This window comes from Vibrio sp. Y176 (genome assembly GCF_033438945.1).
Window position 1 is genome coordinate 116,502 of record NZ_JAWOQS010000002.1, and the last position, 15,744, is coordinate 132,245.

Annotated in this window: 14 protein-coding genes; 3 read left to right on the forward strand and 11 right to left on the reverse strand. The window is 46.8% G+C overall.

What is annotated here, in order from left to right; all coding sequences use genetic code 11:
• Positions 1–12 precede the first annotated feature (12 nt).
• Positions 13–843, forward strand: coding sequence for a LysR family transcriptional regulator (locus tag R7O13_RS04805; RefSeq protein ID WP_318303160.1), 831 nt, complete (start codon positions 13–15; stop codon positions 841–843).
• 9 nt (positions 844–852) lie between these two features.
• Here R7O13_RS04805 and R7O13_RS04810 read toward each other — a convergent pair whose 3' ends face one another.
• The 5 genes from R7O13_RS04810 to artP form a co-directional block, all read right to left on the reverse strand.
• Positions 853–1,425: a protocatechuate 3,4-dioxygenase gene (locus R7O13_RS04810; protein ID WP_318303162.1), complete on the reverse strand. Its 573-nt coding sequence runs from the start codon at positions 1,423–1,425 to the stop codon at positions 853–855.
• 138 nt (positions 1,426–1,563) lie between these two features.
• A complete protein-coding gene (gene artM, locus R7O13_RS04815) occupies positions 1,564–2,232 on the reverse strand; it encodes an arginine ABC transporter permease ArtM (RefSeq protein ID WP_005388569.1) in 669 nt (222 codons plus the stop codon).
• Positions 2,229–2,918 carry an arginine ABC transporter permease ArtQ gene (artQ, locus tag R7O13_RS04820; protein WP_318303163.1) on the reverse strand — a complete coding sequence of 230 codons (690 nt, stop codon included), beginning with the start codon at positions 2,916–2,918 and terminating at the stop codon, positions 2,229–2,231. The genes artM and artQ overlap by 4 nt, the downstream gene beginning before the upstream one ends.
• A 1-nt stretch (position 2,919) precedes the next feature.
• Positions 2,920–3,663: an arginine ABC transporter substrate-binding protein gene (locus R7O13_RS04825; RefSeq protein ID WP_005388572.1), complete on the reverse strand. Its 744-nt coding sequence runs from the start codon at positions 3,661–3,663 to the stop codon at positions 2,920–2,922.
• 88 nt (positions 3,664–3,751) lie between these two features.
• On the reverse strand, positions 3,752–4,480 hold the full coding sequence (gene artP, locus R7O13_RS04830; protein WP_102970230.1) for an arginine ABC transporter ATP-binding protein ArtP: 729 nt from the start codon (positions 4,478–4,480) through the stop codon (positions 3,752–3,754).
• 427 nt (positions 4,481–4,907) lie between these two features.
• On the opposite strand from artP, the gene R7O13_RS04835 reads away from it, so the two are divergent.
• The gene (locus tag R7O13_RS04835; RefSeq protein WP_318303165.1) at positions 4,908–7,142 is read left to right on the forward strand and encodes a hypothetical protein; all 2,235 of its coding nucleotides are present in this window, start codon (positions 4,908–4,910) and stop codon (positions 7,140–7,142) included.
• 141 nt (positions 7,143–7,283) lie between these two features.
• Positions 7,284–8,279, forward strand: a complete 996-nt coding sequence (locus R7O13_RS04840; protein ID WP_285335211.1) for an ABC transporter substrate-binding protein — start codon at positions 7,284–7,286, stop codon at positions 8,277–8,279.
• 82 nt (positions 8,280–8,361) lie between these two features.
• On the opposite strand, the gene R7O13_RS04845 is transcribed toward R7O13_RS04840, so the two are convergent.
• The 6 genes from R7O13_RS04845 to R7O13_RS04870 all read right to left on the reverse strand — a co-directional run bounded on the left by R7O13_RS04845 (position 8,362) and on the right by R7O13_RS04870 (position 15,678).
• On the reverse strand, positions 8,362–8,739 hold the full coding sequence (locus R7O13_RS04845; RefSeq protein WP_031777276.1) for a nuclear transport factor 2 family protein: 378 nt from the start codon (positions 8,737–8,739) through the stop codon (positions 8,362–8,364).
• Between the two features lie 142 nt (positions 8,740–8,881).
• Entirely contained in the window at positions 8,882–9,613 is a 732-nt protein-coding gene (locus R7O13_RS04850; RefSeq protein WP_053307776.1) for a DUF3726 domain-containing protein, read from the reverse strand.
• Positions 9,610–11,346 carry a hypothetical protein gene (locus R7O13_RS04855; RefSeq protein WP_262653004.1) on the reverse strand — a complete coding sequence of 579 codons (1,737 nt, stop codon included), beginning with the start codon at positions 11,344–11,346 and terminating at the stop codon, positions 9,610–9,612. Before R7O13_RS04855 ends, R7O13_RS04850 begins: the two co-directional genes overlap by 4 nt.
• Positions 11,347–11,447: 101 nt before the next feature.
• Complete coding sequence (locus tag R7O13_RS04860) at positions 11,448–13,049, reverse strand: BCCT family transporter (protein ID WP_318303169.1); 1,602 nt, start codon at positions 13,047–13,049, stop codon at positions 11,448–11,450.
• A gap of 109 nt (positions 13,050–13,158) precedes the next feature.
• Entirely contained in the window at positions 13,159–14,148 is a 990-nt protein-coding gene (locus R7O13_RS04865; protein WP_318303171.1) for a membrane dipeptidase, read from the reverse strand.
• Between the two features lie 69 nt (positions 14,149–14,217).
• Positions 14,218–15,678, reverse strand: a complete 1,461-nt coding sequence (locus tag R7O13_RS04870) for an aldehyde dehydrogenase family protein (protein ID WP_053349978.1) — start codon at positions 15,676–15,678, stop codon at positions 14,218–14,220.
• Between the last annotated feature and the right edge of the window lie 66 nt (positions 15,679–15,744).

Consider the following 15,744-nt stretch of genomic DNA (forward strand, 5'->3'; position numbering starts at 1 on the left):
TGAGTTTTAGATATGGATATCGATGCGTTACGCAGCTTTCTGGCTTTTGTCGAAACGGGAAGTTTCACTCGTGCAGCCAAGCAGATCAATCGCACCCAATCCGCGTTCAGTGCGCAAATGCGTAAGCTAGAAGACGAACTCAGCGTCAGTTTGTTTGAAAAAGAAGGTCGCAACCTAGTATTGAGTGAAGCGGGACTGGCACTGCGCTCTCACGCCGAACTATTGGTTAACTTGCACAATCAAGCACTGAAACAAGTGAAACGTTATGAAAATAAGCGTCCTCTTCGCTTAGGTTGCCCAGAAGATTACAACGACAATATCTTGCCTAAAGTCATCCGCGTATTACAGCAATCTGAGCCCACATGTTCGATTCAGGTCTTTAGTGAGCCGAGCATCACCTTGAGAGAAAAACTTGATGAAGGAAAGCTAGACGCCGCTATTGTGACAAGAGCACCGGACAGTGAGGAAGGTTACTGGCTAGCAAGCGACAAAGGCGTGTGGATTGCTCATCCTGATTTTGACATCGAGCAAGCCCAACCTATCCCTCTCGCCCTATTCCAAACCGACTGTAAATACCATGCGGCAGCAGTAGACGGATTAACCAAACGTGGCACTCCTTATCAACTACTGGCATGTTGCAATACGGCTTCTGCACAACGAGCAATTGTACGTTCAGGCATGGCTATCGGTGCGATGGGCAGTATTAGCGTTAGCGAGGATCTTAAGATCTTAGACGATATGCCATCGCTACCTTCCGTGGATATCGTTTTGGTCACGGGCGTCGAGCCTCATCCGATACTGGATAAAGAATGCTTGGCGCAATTGGTTGAGTTAATGGTTTAACCGGATTAGCTAGCCAATCACAAAGTTAAATTCGCCCGTTAACCGCCCGTCGATTCGTATAGTTTCAAACTGCAGATAATCACGGGCTTTGCCTCCCCACCATTCATCGCCAGTATTGCCTTTCAAGTACAACTGAGTGGTCAGAAGCTCTTGGTTATCCCGCCACAACTTAACGTGAATGTGCGGTGGACGAAAGGCATAAGGTACAGGGTACAAGGTCTGAAACAAGTAGTGGCCATCCGATTGAGTTAAAACTGCACCAAAGCCAGCAAAGTGCGCATCAAACTTATCGTTATTTGATTGCTTAGGATGATCGTAAATCCCCTGCCCATCGCATTGCCAGATTTCTACTTTGATGCCTGAAACTGGGTTTCCCGATGTATCTACTACTCTGCCTTGCAACACGATAGGTTCACCGACCAAGCCTTCTGATTGCAGAATCAAGTTTTGACGAAGAGGAATATCCACTACTGGATAAAATGGCCCTTCTGTTTGTGCTGGCGTCGGCCGCATTGGTGTCGTCGCTTTTAAAGAGGGTGCGAACAACAATGTCCACAGCGCTAAAAAGTGTCTTCTTTCCATGGTGCCACCAATACAATTGCATTGAATTAAGTTTGGTGGAACTTGAGGGATTTGCCATAACGAATATAAAAAATGCCCCTGCAAGAGAGTCATTTGCAAAGGCACTGTGGAACGAGATGATGAGTGTTGATTGAAGGTTTATGCGGCTTCGAACGCCAATGCTTTCTTCTCTACCTGACGGAAAATAAGAGTTAGCACACCATTTACCGTTAAATAAAATGCGCCCGCAATACCAAATACCGTCAACGTATCGTAAGTTTGTGCGTTAATGCGCTGCGCGTAACCCATCAGATCCATGATCGTAATCGTGCTTGCTAGTGACGTGCCTTTGAAGACCAAAATCACTTCGTTCGAGTAAGCAGGAACAGCACGACGAATAGCGTATGGTAGCAGCACTTTTAGCGTTGCGGTTTTGTTCATACCCAGAGCACGACACGCTTGCCATTGACCGGAAGGAATCGCGTTAAACGCTCCTTTGAACAACTGAGTGCTGTATGCCGCGGTATTCAACGCTAGCGCCAACATCGCACAGAACCAAGGTTGGCTTAACCATGTCCAGAATACACTTTCTCTTACTGCGTCAAACTGACCCGGACCGTAGTACACCAAAAAGATCTGTACCAACAAAGGCGTACCAGTGAACAAGGTAATGATGCCACGGCTTACCCAATGCAACCCCGGAGTACGCAGGATCAGAGTCAGCGTCATCATCAGAGCTAAGAGACAGCCCACAACCAAGGAAGCGGCGGTCAATTGGAGGCTAGTGCCTAAGCCATCCAGCATTTGCCAAACGTGTTGTTCGTTCATGCGGTCGCCTCCTGTCCCATGCTCATGCCTTGAATTGAGAACTTCTTATCAATCAGTTTGACGGCACGTTGTGTAATCAAAGTAATGCCTAGGTAAATCACCGCAGCGGTTGCGTACCATGTAAACGCTTCATGCGTCGCTGCAGATGTTAGCTGCGCTTGCTTCAACAAATCCGTTACGCCAATCAGTGATACAAGCGCGGTGTCTTTCAGCAGAACCAACCATTGGTTAGTTAAACCTGGTAGTGCGTGTCTTACTGCTTGTGGTAAAACAATGCGAACGAAAGCGTGTGCTTGACTGATGCCGAGTGCACTTGCTGCTTCTCTCTGCCCTCTTCCAACGGCTTTTAATGCGCCACGTAGAGTTTGAGAAGCGTAGGAAGCGAAGATCAATGACAACGCCACCACGCCAGACAAGAACGGGCTAACTTCAATAAAGTCGTCGGTGATTAAAAACAGAACCTGCGTCGAACCAAAATAGATGAACAACACGACAAGGATTTCTGGCAAGCCACGTACAATCGTCACAAACGCCGTCATTGGCCATTTAACGAAAACGCGGCGAGACATTTCACCACTGGCGAATACCACTGCCAGAATCAAACCGACTAAGAGGCTTGTGAAGGCCAGCTGGACAGTCATCCAACTAGCTTGAACAAGCGATAAAGAGTAACCCGTTAGTGCCATATTACTTACCGAAGTATTTGTTGTAGATTACGTCGTATTCGCCGTTTGCTTTCACTGTTTTCAGTGCTGTGTTCAGCTTGTTCACTAGCTCGTCGTTACCTTTATTTACTGCGATACCGAAACCGTTACCGAAGTATTTAGGGTTAGTGACGTGCTCACCCACGTAAGCTAGGTTGTCTTCTTTCTTGAACCATTCTGCTACGACTGCTGTGTCACCGAATACAGAATCAATACGGCCATTTTTCATATCGATGAACGCGTCTTGGTAGCTTGAGTAAGGAACCGCGGTTACGCCCGGCATTTGCTCAATCAGGTAGCTTTGGTGTGTTGAACCGTTTTGAACACCAACACGCTTACCTTCTAGTGCTTTTTGATCAGCCACTTTTTCTTTGATAGAAACAAACGCTGCTGAGTTGTCATAGTATGCATTCGTGAAATTCACTTGCTCCAAACGCGCCTCAGTAATGTCCATTGCAGAGATTGCCGCATCGTAGCGCTTGAATTTTAATGCTGGGATCAGGCTGTCAAAAGATTGGTTGTGGAAGGTGCATTTTGCTTCGATTTCTTTACATAGTGCATTCGCCAGATCCACGTCAAAACCTTGGATTTGGTTGTTTTCATCCATGTATTCGAATGGTGCGTACGTCGCTTCCATCGCGAATTTGATCTCTTCTTGTGCTGCTGCGTTTGCTGCCATAGTTGCAGAAGAAAGGCCGATTAGTGAAGCTAGTAGAATCTTTTTCATTGCAATACTCCGTGTGTACTTAGTGGGCTGACACTCGCAATGACAGCCGAGCTTATCTGTTAAATAGACTGAACTTTAAAAACGTAATTTAGTGATTTAGGTAGTCAGCAAACTGGGCGGTTTGCGGATTAGAAAACGAATCATTTGTGCCGTGCTCGACGATGTGTCCTTTTTCTAAATACAGTACGTGGCTAGCGATTTTCTTGGCGAAATCCACTTCGTGCGTCACAACTACTTGTGTAATTCCGGTTTCGCTTAAATCTTTAATAATCTTAACGACTTGGTTAGTAATTTCCGGATCAAGCGCAGCGGTCGGTTCATCAAAAAGCAAGACTTCCGGTTTCATCATCAATGCACGAGCAATCGCCACACGTTGTTGCTGACCACCAGAAAGTTGCATCGGCCATGCATCCGCTTTGTCTGCCAAATGCAGCGTCGCAAGAATTTGCATTGCCTGCTTCTTCGCTTCTTCTTTATCCATGCCAGCGACTTTTACCGGAGCCTCAATCAGGTTCTCCATCACTGTCATGTGCGGCCATAAGTTGTACTGCTGGAACACCATGCCTACTTTACGACGAAGTGCTAAACCTTGTTTCTCTTTGATTTCAGTAGAGAAATCAAAAACATCATTTGCGATGTTTAGCTTGCCGTTATCCGCCCCTTCAAGAAGGTTAAGAACACGTAGTAGAGAGCTCTTCCCTGCGCCACTTGGACCAAGTAACACCAGTGTTTCCCCGCTTTCACACTTAAAGCTGACATCGTGAAGCACTTGTGTCTCACCGTAGGATTTATTGATTCCGCTTACCTGAATAGTCATGCTGACATACCGCATTAATTGTCACTTGGTATTTATATTACTCAACTGGACTTTTTATACAATAAAAATGTATAAAAATTTAATTTGTTAATTTTTTGTATGATCAGCTACCACCAAGACAGAGTATCTGACTGGTTTGAAGAGTTAGTTTTAACTGAATTTGTTGAAGAAAAATCCAACAACATGGTGACGACCGAAACAAGGTTAAAATGGTGGTTATTTTTGTGCTGACGTGTAGAGGAAGTTTTGAGTCTATGAGGATGATCTATTCCAAGTACACCCGCTCATTTTTGCACAGCATCCCCTGTTAGTTTTCCTGTAAAGTCCTCTATGGCAGGGTCCTGATTACGACTTCGCGAATGGACTATAATTTCTCTTTGTATCTGACTCTTAATTTGAGTCATCTAAGTATTAATGGGATAACTCCATGTTGAAGTCGCATTGTTTTTCTCTCGTTACACTCATTTCTTTGAGCTTGCTTTCTGTACCCAACGTTTGGAGTAGAACAGCAATCGTATTACCTGGGTTGCATGAACAGGGTATTGATCTTCAAGATAAGCCTATCTCTGCTGCCGCTGCACTTGAATGGGAGTTGGATAATGCCGATATCGTGTTTGGAGCTTACGAAAATAAGAGTGATAACGAGCGTGTAAAAGCGCTTGGTTACATGTACAACCAAAAGCTGGAACTTAACTCAGGTTGGCTGGAAAACGATATACGTAACCAAGCAGAACTGAATGGAATTGACTACGAAGATTTCTTTCTCCACTTTTCTGAAGACACTATCCTAGCTGAAGTCGACTCAAGCCATGGTGAAAATACCTTACTCAATCGAAAACCGATGATCGTTGGCTATACCGCCAGCGCTAACCACGCCGGTTTTTGGCTATATCAACCACCGCCATGGGATGCTGATGTATTTGGTCAGGCGAATAATGGTGGAGCCCTCTATGTCTATCACTCAGAGAAGTTCGACCGCTTAGCCTTTACGTTCTCTCAGTTTGCTCAAGGCGGCAGCTTCACGATTGAATACCCTTCTGCCATCGACTCGTTTGGTCAGGTAACTGAATGGAAACGCTTCGCGATTAAAAAAGACAAAACTGAGAACATGACTAAAAACCAAACGGTCAACTGGTCTGTCCCTTCGGATTGGGTTCGCGCTACAACGCATGATGGTAGCGGAAAAACTTATGGTGGCGGTCAGAACTTTGGCTCCACCTTTTTACGCGACGGCGGCCGCCTTTACGTTGCGAAAATTACTTGGCATGACGACAACATAGAAAACCGCCCACGTCTCGAAAACATTCAACTCAAAGATAGCTTCCCTGCCGTCAATATCTCAGGAGCACCAACGGAGACACCTGAAGGTCAAACCATTCAACGCTGGCGTAAAATTCGTGGCTTCGACAAATCTGCAGATCGAAACCAAGACAATTATCTTTCTTGGCATGAATACAAAAACCGTTCGAATAAGAATGCAACCGCACGATTTCGTTGGGAGTCACGCGTTATTCCATTTGGTCGTATGTGGAATCAAACCTCTTCTTGGGCATTGACCAATCTCGGCAATCCCGTTTTTGCCAATACAATGCGCCACTCTTACCAAGCTGAATGGGCGAAACAAGGTTTAAATGGTGCGTACAACGACGATACGAATAAGTTACTCGGTGCAAATCAGTTCTACATATATTCCGGAGGCACAGTGGATGAACTTGGTTTGGTGGCGGGTAGCCAAGCTGCTGACGATGCTTACAAAGCGCAATTCTCGGCGTTCTTGAATAAACTGGCAACGCTGGATGAAGATGCGTTAATTGGCCTCAACATAGGTACGGCAAACTTATTCGGTCGTAATGGGCAAAACCACTTGGTTAACGCTGGCTCCTTGTACTTGCGCGAGCACTACCTTTTCCCTGCTACCGGCTTTAGTGGCTATGCTGGCTTGGCTAAGTTTTGGGATAACTCTGCACTCGCCAAAGCGGGTCAGAAAGTGATTTATCAAGCGACCACGCGTTATGGTCGAGTTCAATACTTTGGTAACACAGAAAACAATTGGAAACAGGACCAATACTCTGCACTAGCGGTGTTCTACTTAAACTATCACCCTGAGCGCATTTACTTTAATCAGTGGAACAATGGCTACTTATATGGAAGTAATAACACAACAAGTGACAACTTCTGGAAGGCAGGCGTACCAAAGAATATTGCTTATCAACCTAGCGCCTTGCTTGCCATCGATTTAGGTATGCCAACCAATCAAATCCCAGATGGGTATCAGGCGACTCCGCTAATGATGTCCACCAGCACGCCCTATTCCGCCGATTACACGGTGATTGGAGATGCTTCTATGAGCAAAGTGGCTCATCCTGACTTGCCTAATGGCGCTATCGATTTGTTACCAACCCATACGTACTTTGCGTATCACTCAGACGATACGGTAGTGATGCATGGCCCTACAGAGATGGTGTTAGCCCGCGAATTCACCAAAGGCCAAGTTCTGTATCGAACTGATTTCTTTGGCAAGAATATCGATTATTTCTCCTCACCGAAGATAACTATCGCACTTCCAGAACCTATGCGACCTGTAGATCAAGACGGTAACATCGGCGACTATGTTTCTCACATTGAGATCGGCGGCTACGAAGGGGTGTTCTTGCTGTATTAACTCCCTTTCAACCACTCTGACTAAACGCTTCATAAATCGCCGTTTTTATGCTTAACGTCACTGAAAAAACCTTGTTCACTGAATCTTTATAAACCGATGTATATACTGAAGTAAATGACAACGACAAGGAAATTCAGTCACATGAAGACGACACCTTCAATGCTATCTGTTCTGCTGCTATCAGCATTATCTACTCATGCAAATGCGGACGAATGCGGAAAAATAACCATCGCAGACATGAATTGGAATTCGGCCAGCTTAATGGCGCACATCGACCAATTTGTCTTAAATGAAGGCTACCAGTGCGATGCGGAATTGATCCCTGGTGATAGCGTTCCTACAGGCACCTCTATGATTGAAAAGGGGCAACCTGACGTTGCGCCAGAGTTATGGACAAACGGCATTAAAGAAGCACTTGATAAAGGGATTGCGGATAAACGCTTGCGCATCGCTAGTGAATCGCTTGTCAATGGCGGTGAAGAAGGGTTTTGGGTTCCCGCCTATCTGGTAAAACAGTATCCAGAACTCGCGACGATAGAAGGCGTCATCAAGCACGCCAAACTATTTGAACACCCAGAGGATGATGACAAGTTCGCGTTTTATAGCTGCCCTGCTGGTTGGACATGCCAAATCACCTCCGGTCACTTGTTTAATGCATTAGGGTTAAGTGAGCACGGCTTTGAGATGGTTGACCCAGGATCTGGCGCAGCATTAGCTGGCACCATCGCCAAAGCCTATGATCGCAAAATGCCTTGGTTTGGTTACTACTGGTCACCAACACCCGTATTGGGCAAGTATGATATGGTCAAAGTGGATTTTGGTAGCGGAACGGATCTGGAAGAGTATCGCAACTGTACCACCCAGCCTGATTGTACTTCTCCCAAAGTAACAATGTACCCACCTTCTCCAGTTCGCACAGTAACAACGGAGGCGTTTGCGAGCAAAGAACCCCAAGCATTCGCGTACTTGCAGAAACGCGGATTTACCAACGAGCAAATGAGTGAAATGCTGGCCTGGATGGAAGATAACTACGCGGACGGTGAAGAAGCGATGTTTTACTTCTTTAATACCTACCCTGACTTGTGGAAAGGCTGGGTATCTGAAGACGTCGCGGTGAGAATCGAAAAAGCGCTTTGATGATTAATACTTCGAGTGCCACAAATCATTTAACCTCCCATACCGTTTGAATAAACGGCATGGGAGACTAATCAACGACTCGTTAATACATGGTGTGACCATTCAATGTTTCTTTGGGTATCTCTTGCAGAGCGTCCCAATGTTCAACGATCTTCCCATTGTGATCAAAACGAAAGAAATCCATCGTCACGTATTCAATATCATTAGGCCATGTTTGGTGAGTGTGTAGTGCCACCAAATTCCCTTCAGCAATGGCTCGCACAAACGTAATATCTTTATCGGGATACTCATTTTGCATCCGCTCAAAATACTCGATAAAAGCCTCGGGGCCATTTCCAACTAATGGATTGTGCTGGATGTACTCATCACCTACGTAGTCTTCAACTGCCTTTCTTGGGTTACCTCTATAGGCGGTTTCGTAAAACGCAATGGCATTTCTTTTATTCTCTTGCAGATCCATTTTTCTTACCTGTATTGCTCCATCTTGCGGATAACGGTAATCATAGTCTTTGAACTTCAGAAGTGACTGAACATCGCGCACAAAAAAGGCCGCTAAACAGCAGCCTTCATCACTTCTACTTGGAATCATCGCCTTTCATCGCTTAAACCACACCGCCAGCACCGAGCATAGAACGCTCACTGTTCTCCACCAGCAACGCGGTTGCGGTTTGTTTCAGTGTTTCCCATTCTTGGTCTTCGACAAAGATACCATTTTGCCAAGAAGCTTGTTGCGTACGGCTTAACTCATCGCCTTCAATGTGGGTGGTATATCCTTGTGCACTTTTCTCGATATCGAAATCGTTCACGGAGAGCTCGATAACCATACTATGCAAATCCGTATCATGCCCATCAAACTGATCCGAGAAAAAGACTTCTGGTGCGATTCGTCCACGATTTAACACATAAAGCGTTCGCTTGGGACTAGAGCCATTGACCCATTGTGCACGGCACGCAATGCCTTTTGCAGAGAGTTTCAACAACTCACTAAAACCTAGCCAACGGTTATGGCACTGCGTCAACGTGATAGTAATCGACTTACGGTTAATCATTTTCTCAAGTGCGAAATCCAACACAGCGGGTAAATGACACGCTACACTCCCGTTGTGCAGTTCTACCTCTATGTTTGACGGCGTACTGTTGGTCACCGATACGGCGCAGTCTGAATCTAACCCAAGAAACAGACTGGCGTTATTAAAATGACGAACTCCATGTAAGCCAACCATTTGCAAGTCCGCCACCATGTTCGCAATGACATCCGCCTCACCACAGTGACGGCGCATGCCAAGAAATGCCTTATTAACCGCGGCCACCAATTCGTTGTGAGAGACGATCATAATGCAAATCCTCCACTGATTTTTTGATTATCACTTTGCGCAATTTCGTCACGTGGCGGCATGCTAGGGAAAATCCATGTGTCTACCAGTTTAGGGTCGTGAATTTCATCTAACAACGGCGCACCTTGGAAGAAAGTTACTCGAACCCAACGATCCGAGCGCGGATCAAACTTAGTCGCGCCAAAGATCGCCAATTTACAGCGCAGTAAGTGCATTGGTAACGCATCTTTACGCAGCACATTCATTTGAATATCCCCCATCGCACGGTTGCCTAGCGTCCATACGCGACGTGTGATCGAACGATAAGCCGGTTTTTGCAATAGAAACTCTGCTACGGACATTTCTACATCACAGTCAAGCAAGGCCTGGTACAAGCGATTCACTTGTCTGCCGATATCAAGCGGCAGTTCTTTTTCTTCTCCAGCCTCTTCCCCGCGAACACCAAGCCTTGGCTCTTCTTTATCTTGTGAGCGATACCAGAACCAGTAGTTGTTCTCGGCTAGTGAGTAATCCGCATCAATCGCCCAGCGGTACTTGCTTTGCAACACTTCCAGTAAATCTTGGATCTTTTTCCCGCCCGGAATAGATAACGTTTCATCCGTATTCATTTGGCTAGCAAATTCATCCACTAAAGATGGGTAGAGTTCGATCAAGCAAGAGGTGAGGATTTCTTGGGCTTCCACACTCATTGTTTTCTTATGCTCGACCAAACTCGCCCAATTCGGATGTGATGCCATTAACGTTGTTAGCTCTGATAGCAGTTGTTTGATGTCTGATATCGCTTGATGATTGAGCCTGTCTTGATGTTCATTGATGGTGATGACTTGCTCTAAATGACGCTGTGCTTTTTGTAGTAATCCTTGCAAAGGAGCATGGAATGAAGCTTCACATGGCATCGCAAAGACTCGCGCTACCGCACGTTCGCGAGAGGTCATCCATTGGTCAACGATGCACGGGTGATTAATCAAGTATGGAGCCATGCCTAAGCCAGTCGCATTGCCGACACCAAGGTAGCGCTGCAAGCCACGATGCAAAGCCACCGCGTTGTCGCCACCTTGTTGAAGTGCCAGATAGTGCACCCAATCTAGGCTGAATTCACGCAACATATATACGGCACACATTTGCGCACTAAAAGACTGGCTGAAATCTGAGTTGTTCTCTAACAGTTTGAAATCGGCGATACCAAACTTTCCGTTACCATAGACAGCTGTGGTACGCAGGATATAACCCACTTCCGCTAACTCTTTCGGCTCAGGCTGCTCGCCTTGAGAAAGCGCGCTAACAATGTGCTCAAACACGCGCACACTTTTGTTTGCGCGAGCAAGAACAAGTACGTTGTTTGGATTACGTCCCGCTTCTTGCAGCGGTACATTTTCTCGCAATCTTTCCAACAAGGTAACATCAACATCGCCTTGAACCAGTGCAAATGTGACGTCCCACTTTTCAGCAATTACGCGATCATTACGCTCGTCGTCGGCAATTTCATCACAGAATACCACCAAATGATAAACGTGCTCTGGCGTGGTCAATTTGTAAATCACATGACCATAACCACGAGGACAAAGCTGCCACTCATGCTTGGTTACTTGCCAGTTTTGGCTTGCCATATTACGAATCAGACTGCGAACAAAGCTGATTCGGTTTTGGTGCATTGCGCCAAGCCTTTCGGCTGCCATGACAATCGCTGCATCGCGCATAGTTGCTTCCGTATAAGTAGAACGATGTGCATCCATTTTGCTCACCACCTATTTGTTATTGTAAGAATACTAGGGTTTGTGCGGATGCAGGAGGAAAACACCCGCACAAGCTCCACGTTGTTTGAATTAGATAATTGTTATAGCCCTTGCTCTTTCGCCATTTTGATTGCGATTTGCGGCGCATTCCAAAGTGACGGTAACAGAATCAACGAAACCGGAACCGCGGTAATCACAATGAAAGATTGCAGTGCAGAGATGCCACCAGAGCCAAGAGAAATCAGGATTAGTGCCGTCACACCCATCATTACTCCCCAGAAGGTACGGATGATCGCATTCGGCTCCGTTTCACCACTGATCACGACACTGATTGTGTAGGTCATTGAGTCGCCCGTCGTGACGATGAAGATCGTGGTTAAAATCAGAAATAGAATTGAAGTCAGCATTGGCATTGGTAGTTGCTGAGTCACTGCAAGCAAAGCACCTGGCAAGTTAAAGCCCTCAAACGCCGCACTCACGCTACCCGGTTCAGCAATTTCAAACGCAAGGCCTGAGCCGCCCACAATCGTGAACCAAAAACAAGTGGTTAACGGAGCCACAATACTGATGGTGGAAATAACTTGGCGAATAGTGCGACCACGGGAAATACGCGCAATAAAGATTGCCATCATCGGACCATAACCCAGGAACCAGCCCCAGAAAAATACTGTCCACCAACTTAGCCAACCTTCGTCACCGCGATAGGTCGCCATTGGGATAAAGTTATCCAGCATGCTCCCTACACCTTGAATATATCCGTTAAAGATAAAATTCGTCGGACCAAAAAACAGGATGTAAACCATCAATGCCATTGCCAGAATCACGTTGTAACGACTAAGCAGTTGCATGCCTCGGCTTAATCCACTGAGTGCTGACAAGGTGTAAAGCGCAATCGCAAACAAGATGATGATAAGCTGAGTGGTAAAGCCATCAGGAATATCAAACAGCGCATTTAACGCGTAGCTAACCTGCAAGCCTAGAAACCCAATGGGCCCGATGGTGCCCGCGGCTACCGCGATAATGCAGCACGCGTCAATCAATGCACCGAGTTGGCCTTTAAGTGCTCGTTCACCCAAGACTGGGTAAAGCAAAATACGGGGTTTTAGTGGTAAACCTTTGTCGTAATGTAGGTGCATCACCACGATGGAAGTTAAGCTACCTACAATCGCCCAAGCTAGAAAGCCCCAGTGCATAAAGGATTGTGACAACGCATTCACCGCACCTTGCTGCGGGTTATCTTGCGCGCCGTACAAAGGGGGTGGGCTAACGTAATGCGCGATAGGCTCAGCCGCGGCCCAGAAAACACCACCACCAGCCAATAAGGTACAGAAAATAATCGCCATCCAGCGGAAAGAATCCATTTCTGGTTTTGCAATCCCGCCCAACATCACCTTGCCTGTTCGCCCTGCAGCCAAGCCAAGACCAATAAGAAAAGTGAGAAGCAGCAGTAACTGCCAGTATGGACCAAACACCTGAACTGCCCAGCTAAAACCGGCGTTAACGATCGTAGATAACAGCTCGCCGTCATAAAGTGCAATAGCAACGAACAACGCGATGAAACCACCGCTATACCAAAAGGCCGGGTTATTCAGTCCTAATTTGTCCGTCGTGTTTTCTGTTGTTGATGTGTTGTGTTTTGCTTTTGACTTGCCCGATGACGCGCTCATCGTGGAAGCTTTCATGCTATTGGTTAAATCAGACATACTCTGGCTCCAGAGGTTCTTTGCAGCAGCCAAAGACTGGCTACAAATGTAAGTTTTACGCCTGCCGTATTGTTATTATGTGGGCAGGCGGTTCCTACTTTGGGGAATGCTATGAAATAGGCTCTAATCCTTCTTTAAGGAAGTTGAACCAGTTTTCACCCAATATTTTTCCAGCCTCAGATTCACTGAATCCGTGACCCATTAATCCGTTATAGATGTTCTCCATCCCTGCACTGCCGCAGAACCATGGCAGCGCACCTGGCCATCCCGAGTTACTTGCTGAACCTTCGCCGTAATCCATCGCTTTTGACCAACGCCCGTTGCGCATCCACTCCAATACTTGTTGCGGTTGGTTTAAGCACAGATCACTACCGATGCCTAAATGGTCGACGCCAAACATGTCTGCGGTTTTCGCTACCATCTGGCAGAAATCATCCAGCGTGCACTGGCTGCCATTTGGTAAATGGAACGGATATAAACTGAATCCAATCAAACCACCGCGCTCCGTCAGTGCTTTGATCACGGTGTTGGACTTGTTGCGCAGTGCGTCATGCGCAAACGTCGGGTTAGCATGGCTGATACAAATTGGACGCGAAGAGAGCTCGATAGCTTCCAACGTCGAACGCTCCGCGCTGTGGGACATATCAATGATCATCCCGACTCGGTTCATCTCTTCAATCGCTTGCTTACCAAAGCGAGTTACGCCGGAATCGTTTGGTTCGTAACAACCTGTCGCCAGTAAGCTTTGGTTGTTGTAGGTCAGTTGCATGATCAGCAGACCTTGGCGGCGCATCACTTCAATCAGACCAATTTCATCATCGATAGGTGAGCAATTTTGCGCGCCGAAGAAGATGCCGACTTTGCCTTCTGCTTTGGCTTTTTCTACATCTGCCATTGAATAAATAGGCATGATGAGGTCCGCATTTTGCTCGAAGCGCAAGTTCCACTCAGCAAAACGCGTTAAGGTTTCGCGCGCAGTTTCGTGGTAGACGATAGTGGCATGAACGGCGGTAATGCCACTCGCCTTAAGCGTTTGGAAATACTCTCGATCCCAATTGCAGTACTGCAATCCGTCAATCACAATCCGTTGTTGGTACATAACCACTCCTTAAACAATTTCTTAGCCTTTTCGTGCGGGTAACTGACACCATCAGCTACCCTGCTGTTCTTAGTAAGGGCGCTGATAAGCGGTTTTCACCACGGTGTAGAACTCTTTGGCGTACTGCCCTTGCTCACGAGGGCCAAAGCTAGATTCTTTACGGCCACCAAATGGGACGTGATAATCTGTACCCGCAGTTGGCAAGTTAACCATGACGCAGCCCGTTTGGACTTGCTGTTTGAAGATCGCGCTATTGCGCAGACTTTGCGTGATAATGCCGCCTGTCAGGCCAAAGCGCGTATCGTTCGCGACTGCAATCGCCTCATCCAAATCAGAAACGCGAATCACGCTTGCCATTGGTGCAAAGACTTCTTCTTGGTTCACTTCCCAGCTGTTTTGTGTGTTCAAGAACAGGGTTGGTGACATATAGTAACCGTCATGCTCTAGGCTCAGACGCTCACCACCGAAAGCCAGCTCCGCGCCTGCTTGGCGTGCATTTTCAATCCACTCAAAGTTCGCATTCAGCTGGTTACCATCAACAACAGGACCCATGAATACGCCCTCTTCCAGTGCGTGACCCACTTTAAGTTCGCTCATGCGTTTGATTAGCGCTTCAACATACGCGTCGTGAATTCCGTCCATAACGACAAGACGAGAAGACGCGGTGCACTTTTGACCTGCACCCGAGAATGAGCCTGCGATTGTTGCTTCGACAGCAATCTGAATGTCTGCATCATCTGCCACTACGAGCGCATTTTTGCTACCCATCTCTAGCTGACAACGCACAAAATTTGGTGCTGTTGCCGCTGCAACTTTGCGGCCAGTGTCCACAGAACCAGTGAAGCTAACGCCGTTCACATCCTTCGAATTGATAAGGGTATTACCGACTTGCGAACCGCTACCCAAAACGAGGTTAAACGTGCCAGCAGGTAAACCTTGGCGATGGATAATCTCTGTCAGCGCAACGGCACTTGCTGGGGTGAGGTTGGCAGGCTTCCAGACGACGCTGTTGCCAAACGCAAGTGCTGGCGCGATTTTCCAAGCCGCTGTTGCTGTTGGGAAGTTCCAAGGAGAGATAATGGCGATAACGCCGACGGCTTCGCGAGTAACTTCAACGGAGACACCTGGACGGACGGAAGCAGCGTTATCGCCAATTTGACGCAGAACCTCAGCAGCAAAGTATTGGAAGAATTGGCCAGCACGGTAAATCTCACCTCGACCTTCAGCAAATGGCTTACCTTCTTCACGCGAAAGCAAGGTGCCCAATTCGTCACATCGTGCAATGAGCTCATCACCAATCGCTTGTAACACTGCTTGTTTGCGCTCGATTGGTGTTTTTTCCCACTCTGGCTGCGCTGATTTAGCCGCTTGAATCGCTTGCTCTACTTGCGACACGCTCGCTTGTGCAAAATCACCAATGTTTTCGCTGATATCAGAAGGGTTAATATTGGCGATGGTGTCCATGCCCGATTGCCACTCACCCGCTATATAGAGGGATTTTTCTGCTTGAACATTGTTAATAAAAGTCATGGTTCTTTCCTTGTTCTTCCGATTTGTGATGGCAAGCCACCCACTCACTGATCTCTAATTATTCTT

Coding starts and splice junctions, on each gene's coding strand:
- R7O13_RS04835 (WP_318303165.1), top strand. CDS start 4,908: ATGTTGAAGTCGCATTGTTTTTCTCTCGTTACACTCATTTCTTTGAGC.
- R7O13_RS04870 (WP_053349978.1), bottom strand. CDS start 15,678: ATGACTTTTATTAACAATGTTCAAGCAGAAAAATCCCTCTATATAGCG.
- R7O13_RS04840 (WP_285335211.1), top strand. CDS start 7,284: ATGAAGACGACACCTTCAATGCTATCTGTTCTGCTGCTATCAGCATTA.
- R7O13_RS04845 (WP_031777276.1), bottom strand. CDS start 8,739: ATGGATCTGCAAGAGAATAAAAGAAATGCCATTGCGTTTTACGAAACC.
- artP (WP_102970230.1), bottom strand. CDS start 4,480: ATGACTATTCAGGTAAGCGGAATCAATAAATCCTACGGTGAGACACAA.
- R7O13_RS04865 (WP_318303171.1), bottom strand. CDS start 14,148: ATGTACCAACAACGGATTGTGATTGACGGATTGCAGTACTGCAATTGG.
- artM (WP_005388569.1), bottom strand. CDS start 2,232: ATGAACGAACAACACGTTTGGCAAATGCTGGATGGCTTAGGCACTAGC.
- R7O13_RS04805 (WP_318303160.1), top strand. CDS start 13: ATGGATATCGATGCGTTACGCAGCTTTCTGGCTTTTGTCGAAACGGGA.
- R7O13_RS04810 (WP_318303162.1), bottom strand. CDS start 1,425: ATGGAAAGAAGACACTTTTTAGCGCTGTGGACATTGTTGTTCGCACCC.
- R7O13_RS04855 (WP_262653004.1), bottom strand. CDS start 11,346: ATGGATGCACATCGTTCTACTTATACGGAAGCAACTATGCGCGATGCA.
- R7O13_RS04850 (WP_053307776.1), bottom strand. CDS start 9,613: ATGATCGTCTCTCACAACGAATTGGTGGCCGCGGTTAATAAGGCATTT.
- R7O13_RS04825 (WP_005388572.1), bottom strand. CDS start 3,663: ATGAAAAAGATTCTACTAGCTTCACTAATCGGCCTTTCTTCTGCAACT.
- artQ (WP_318303163.1), bottom strand. CDS start 2,918: ATGGCACTAACGGGTTACTCTTTATCGCTTGTTCAAGCTAGTTGGATG.
- R7O13_RS04860 (WP_318303169.1), bottom strand. CDS start 13,049: ATGTCTGATTTAACCAATAGCATGAAAGCTTCCACGATGAGCGCGTCA.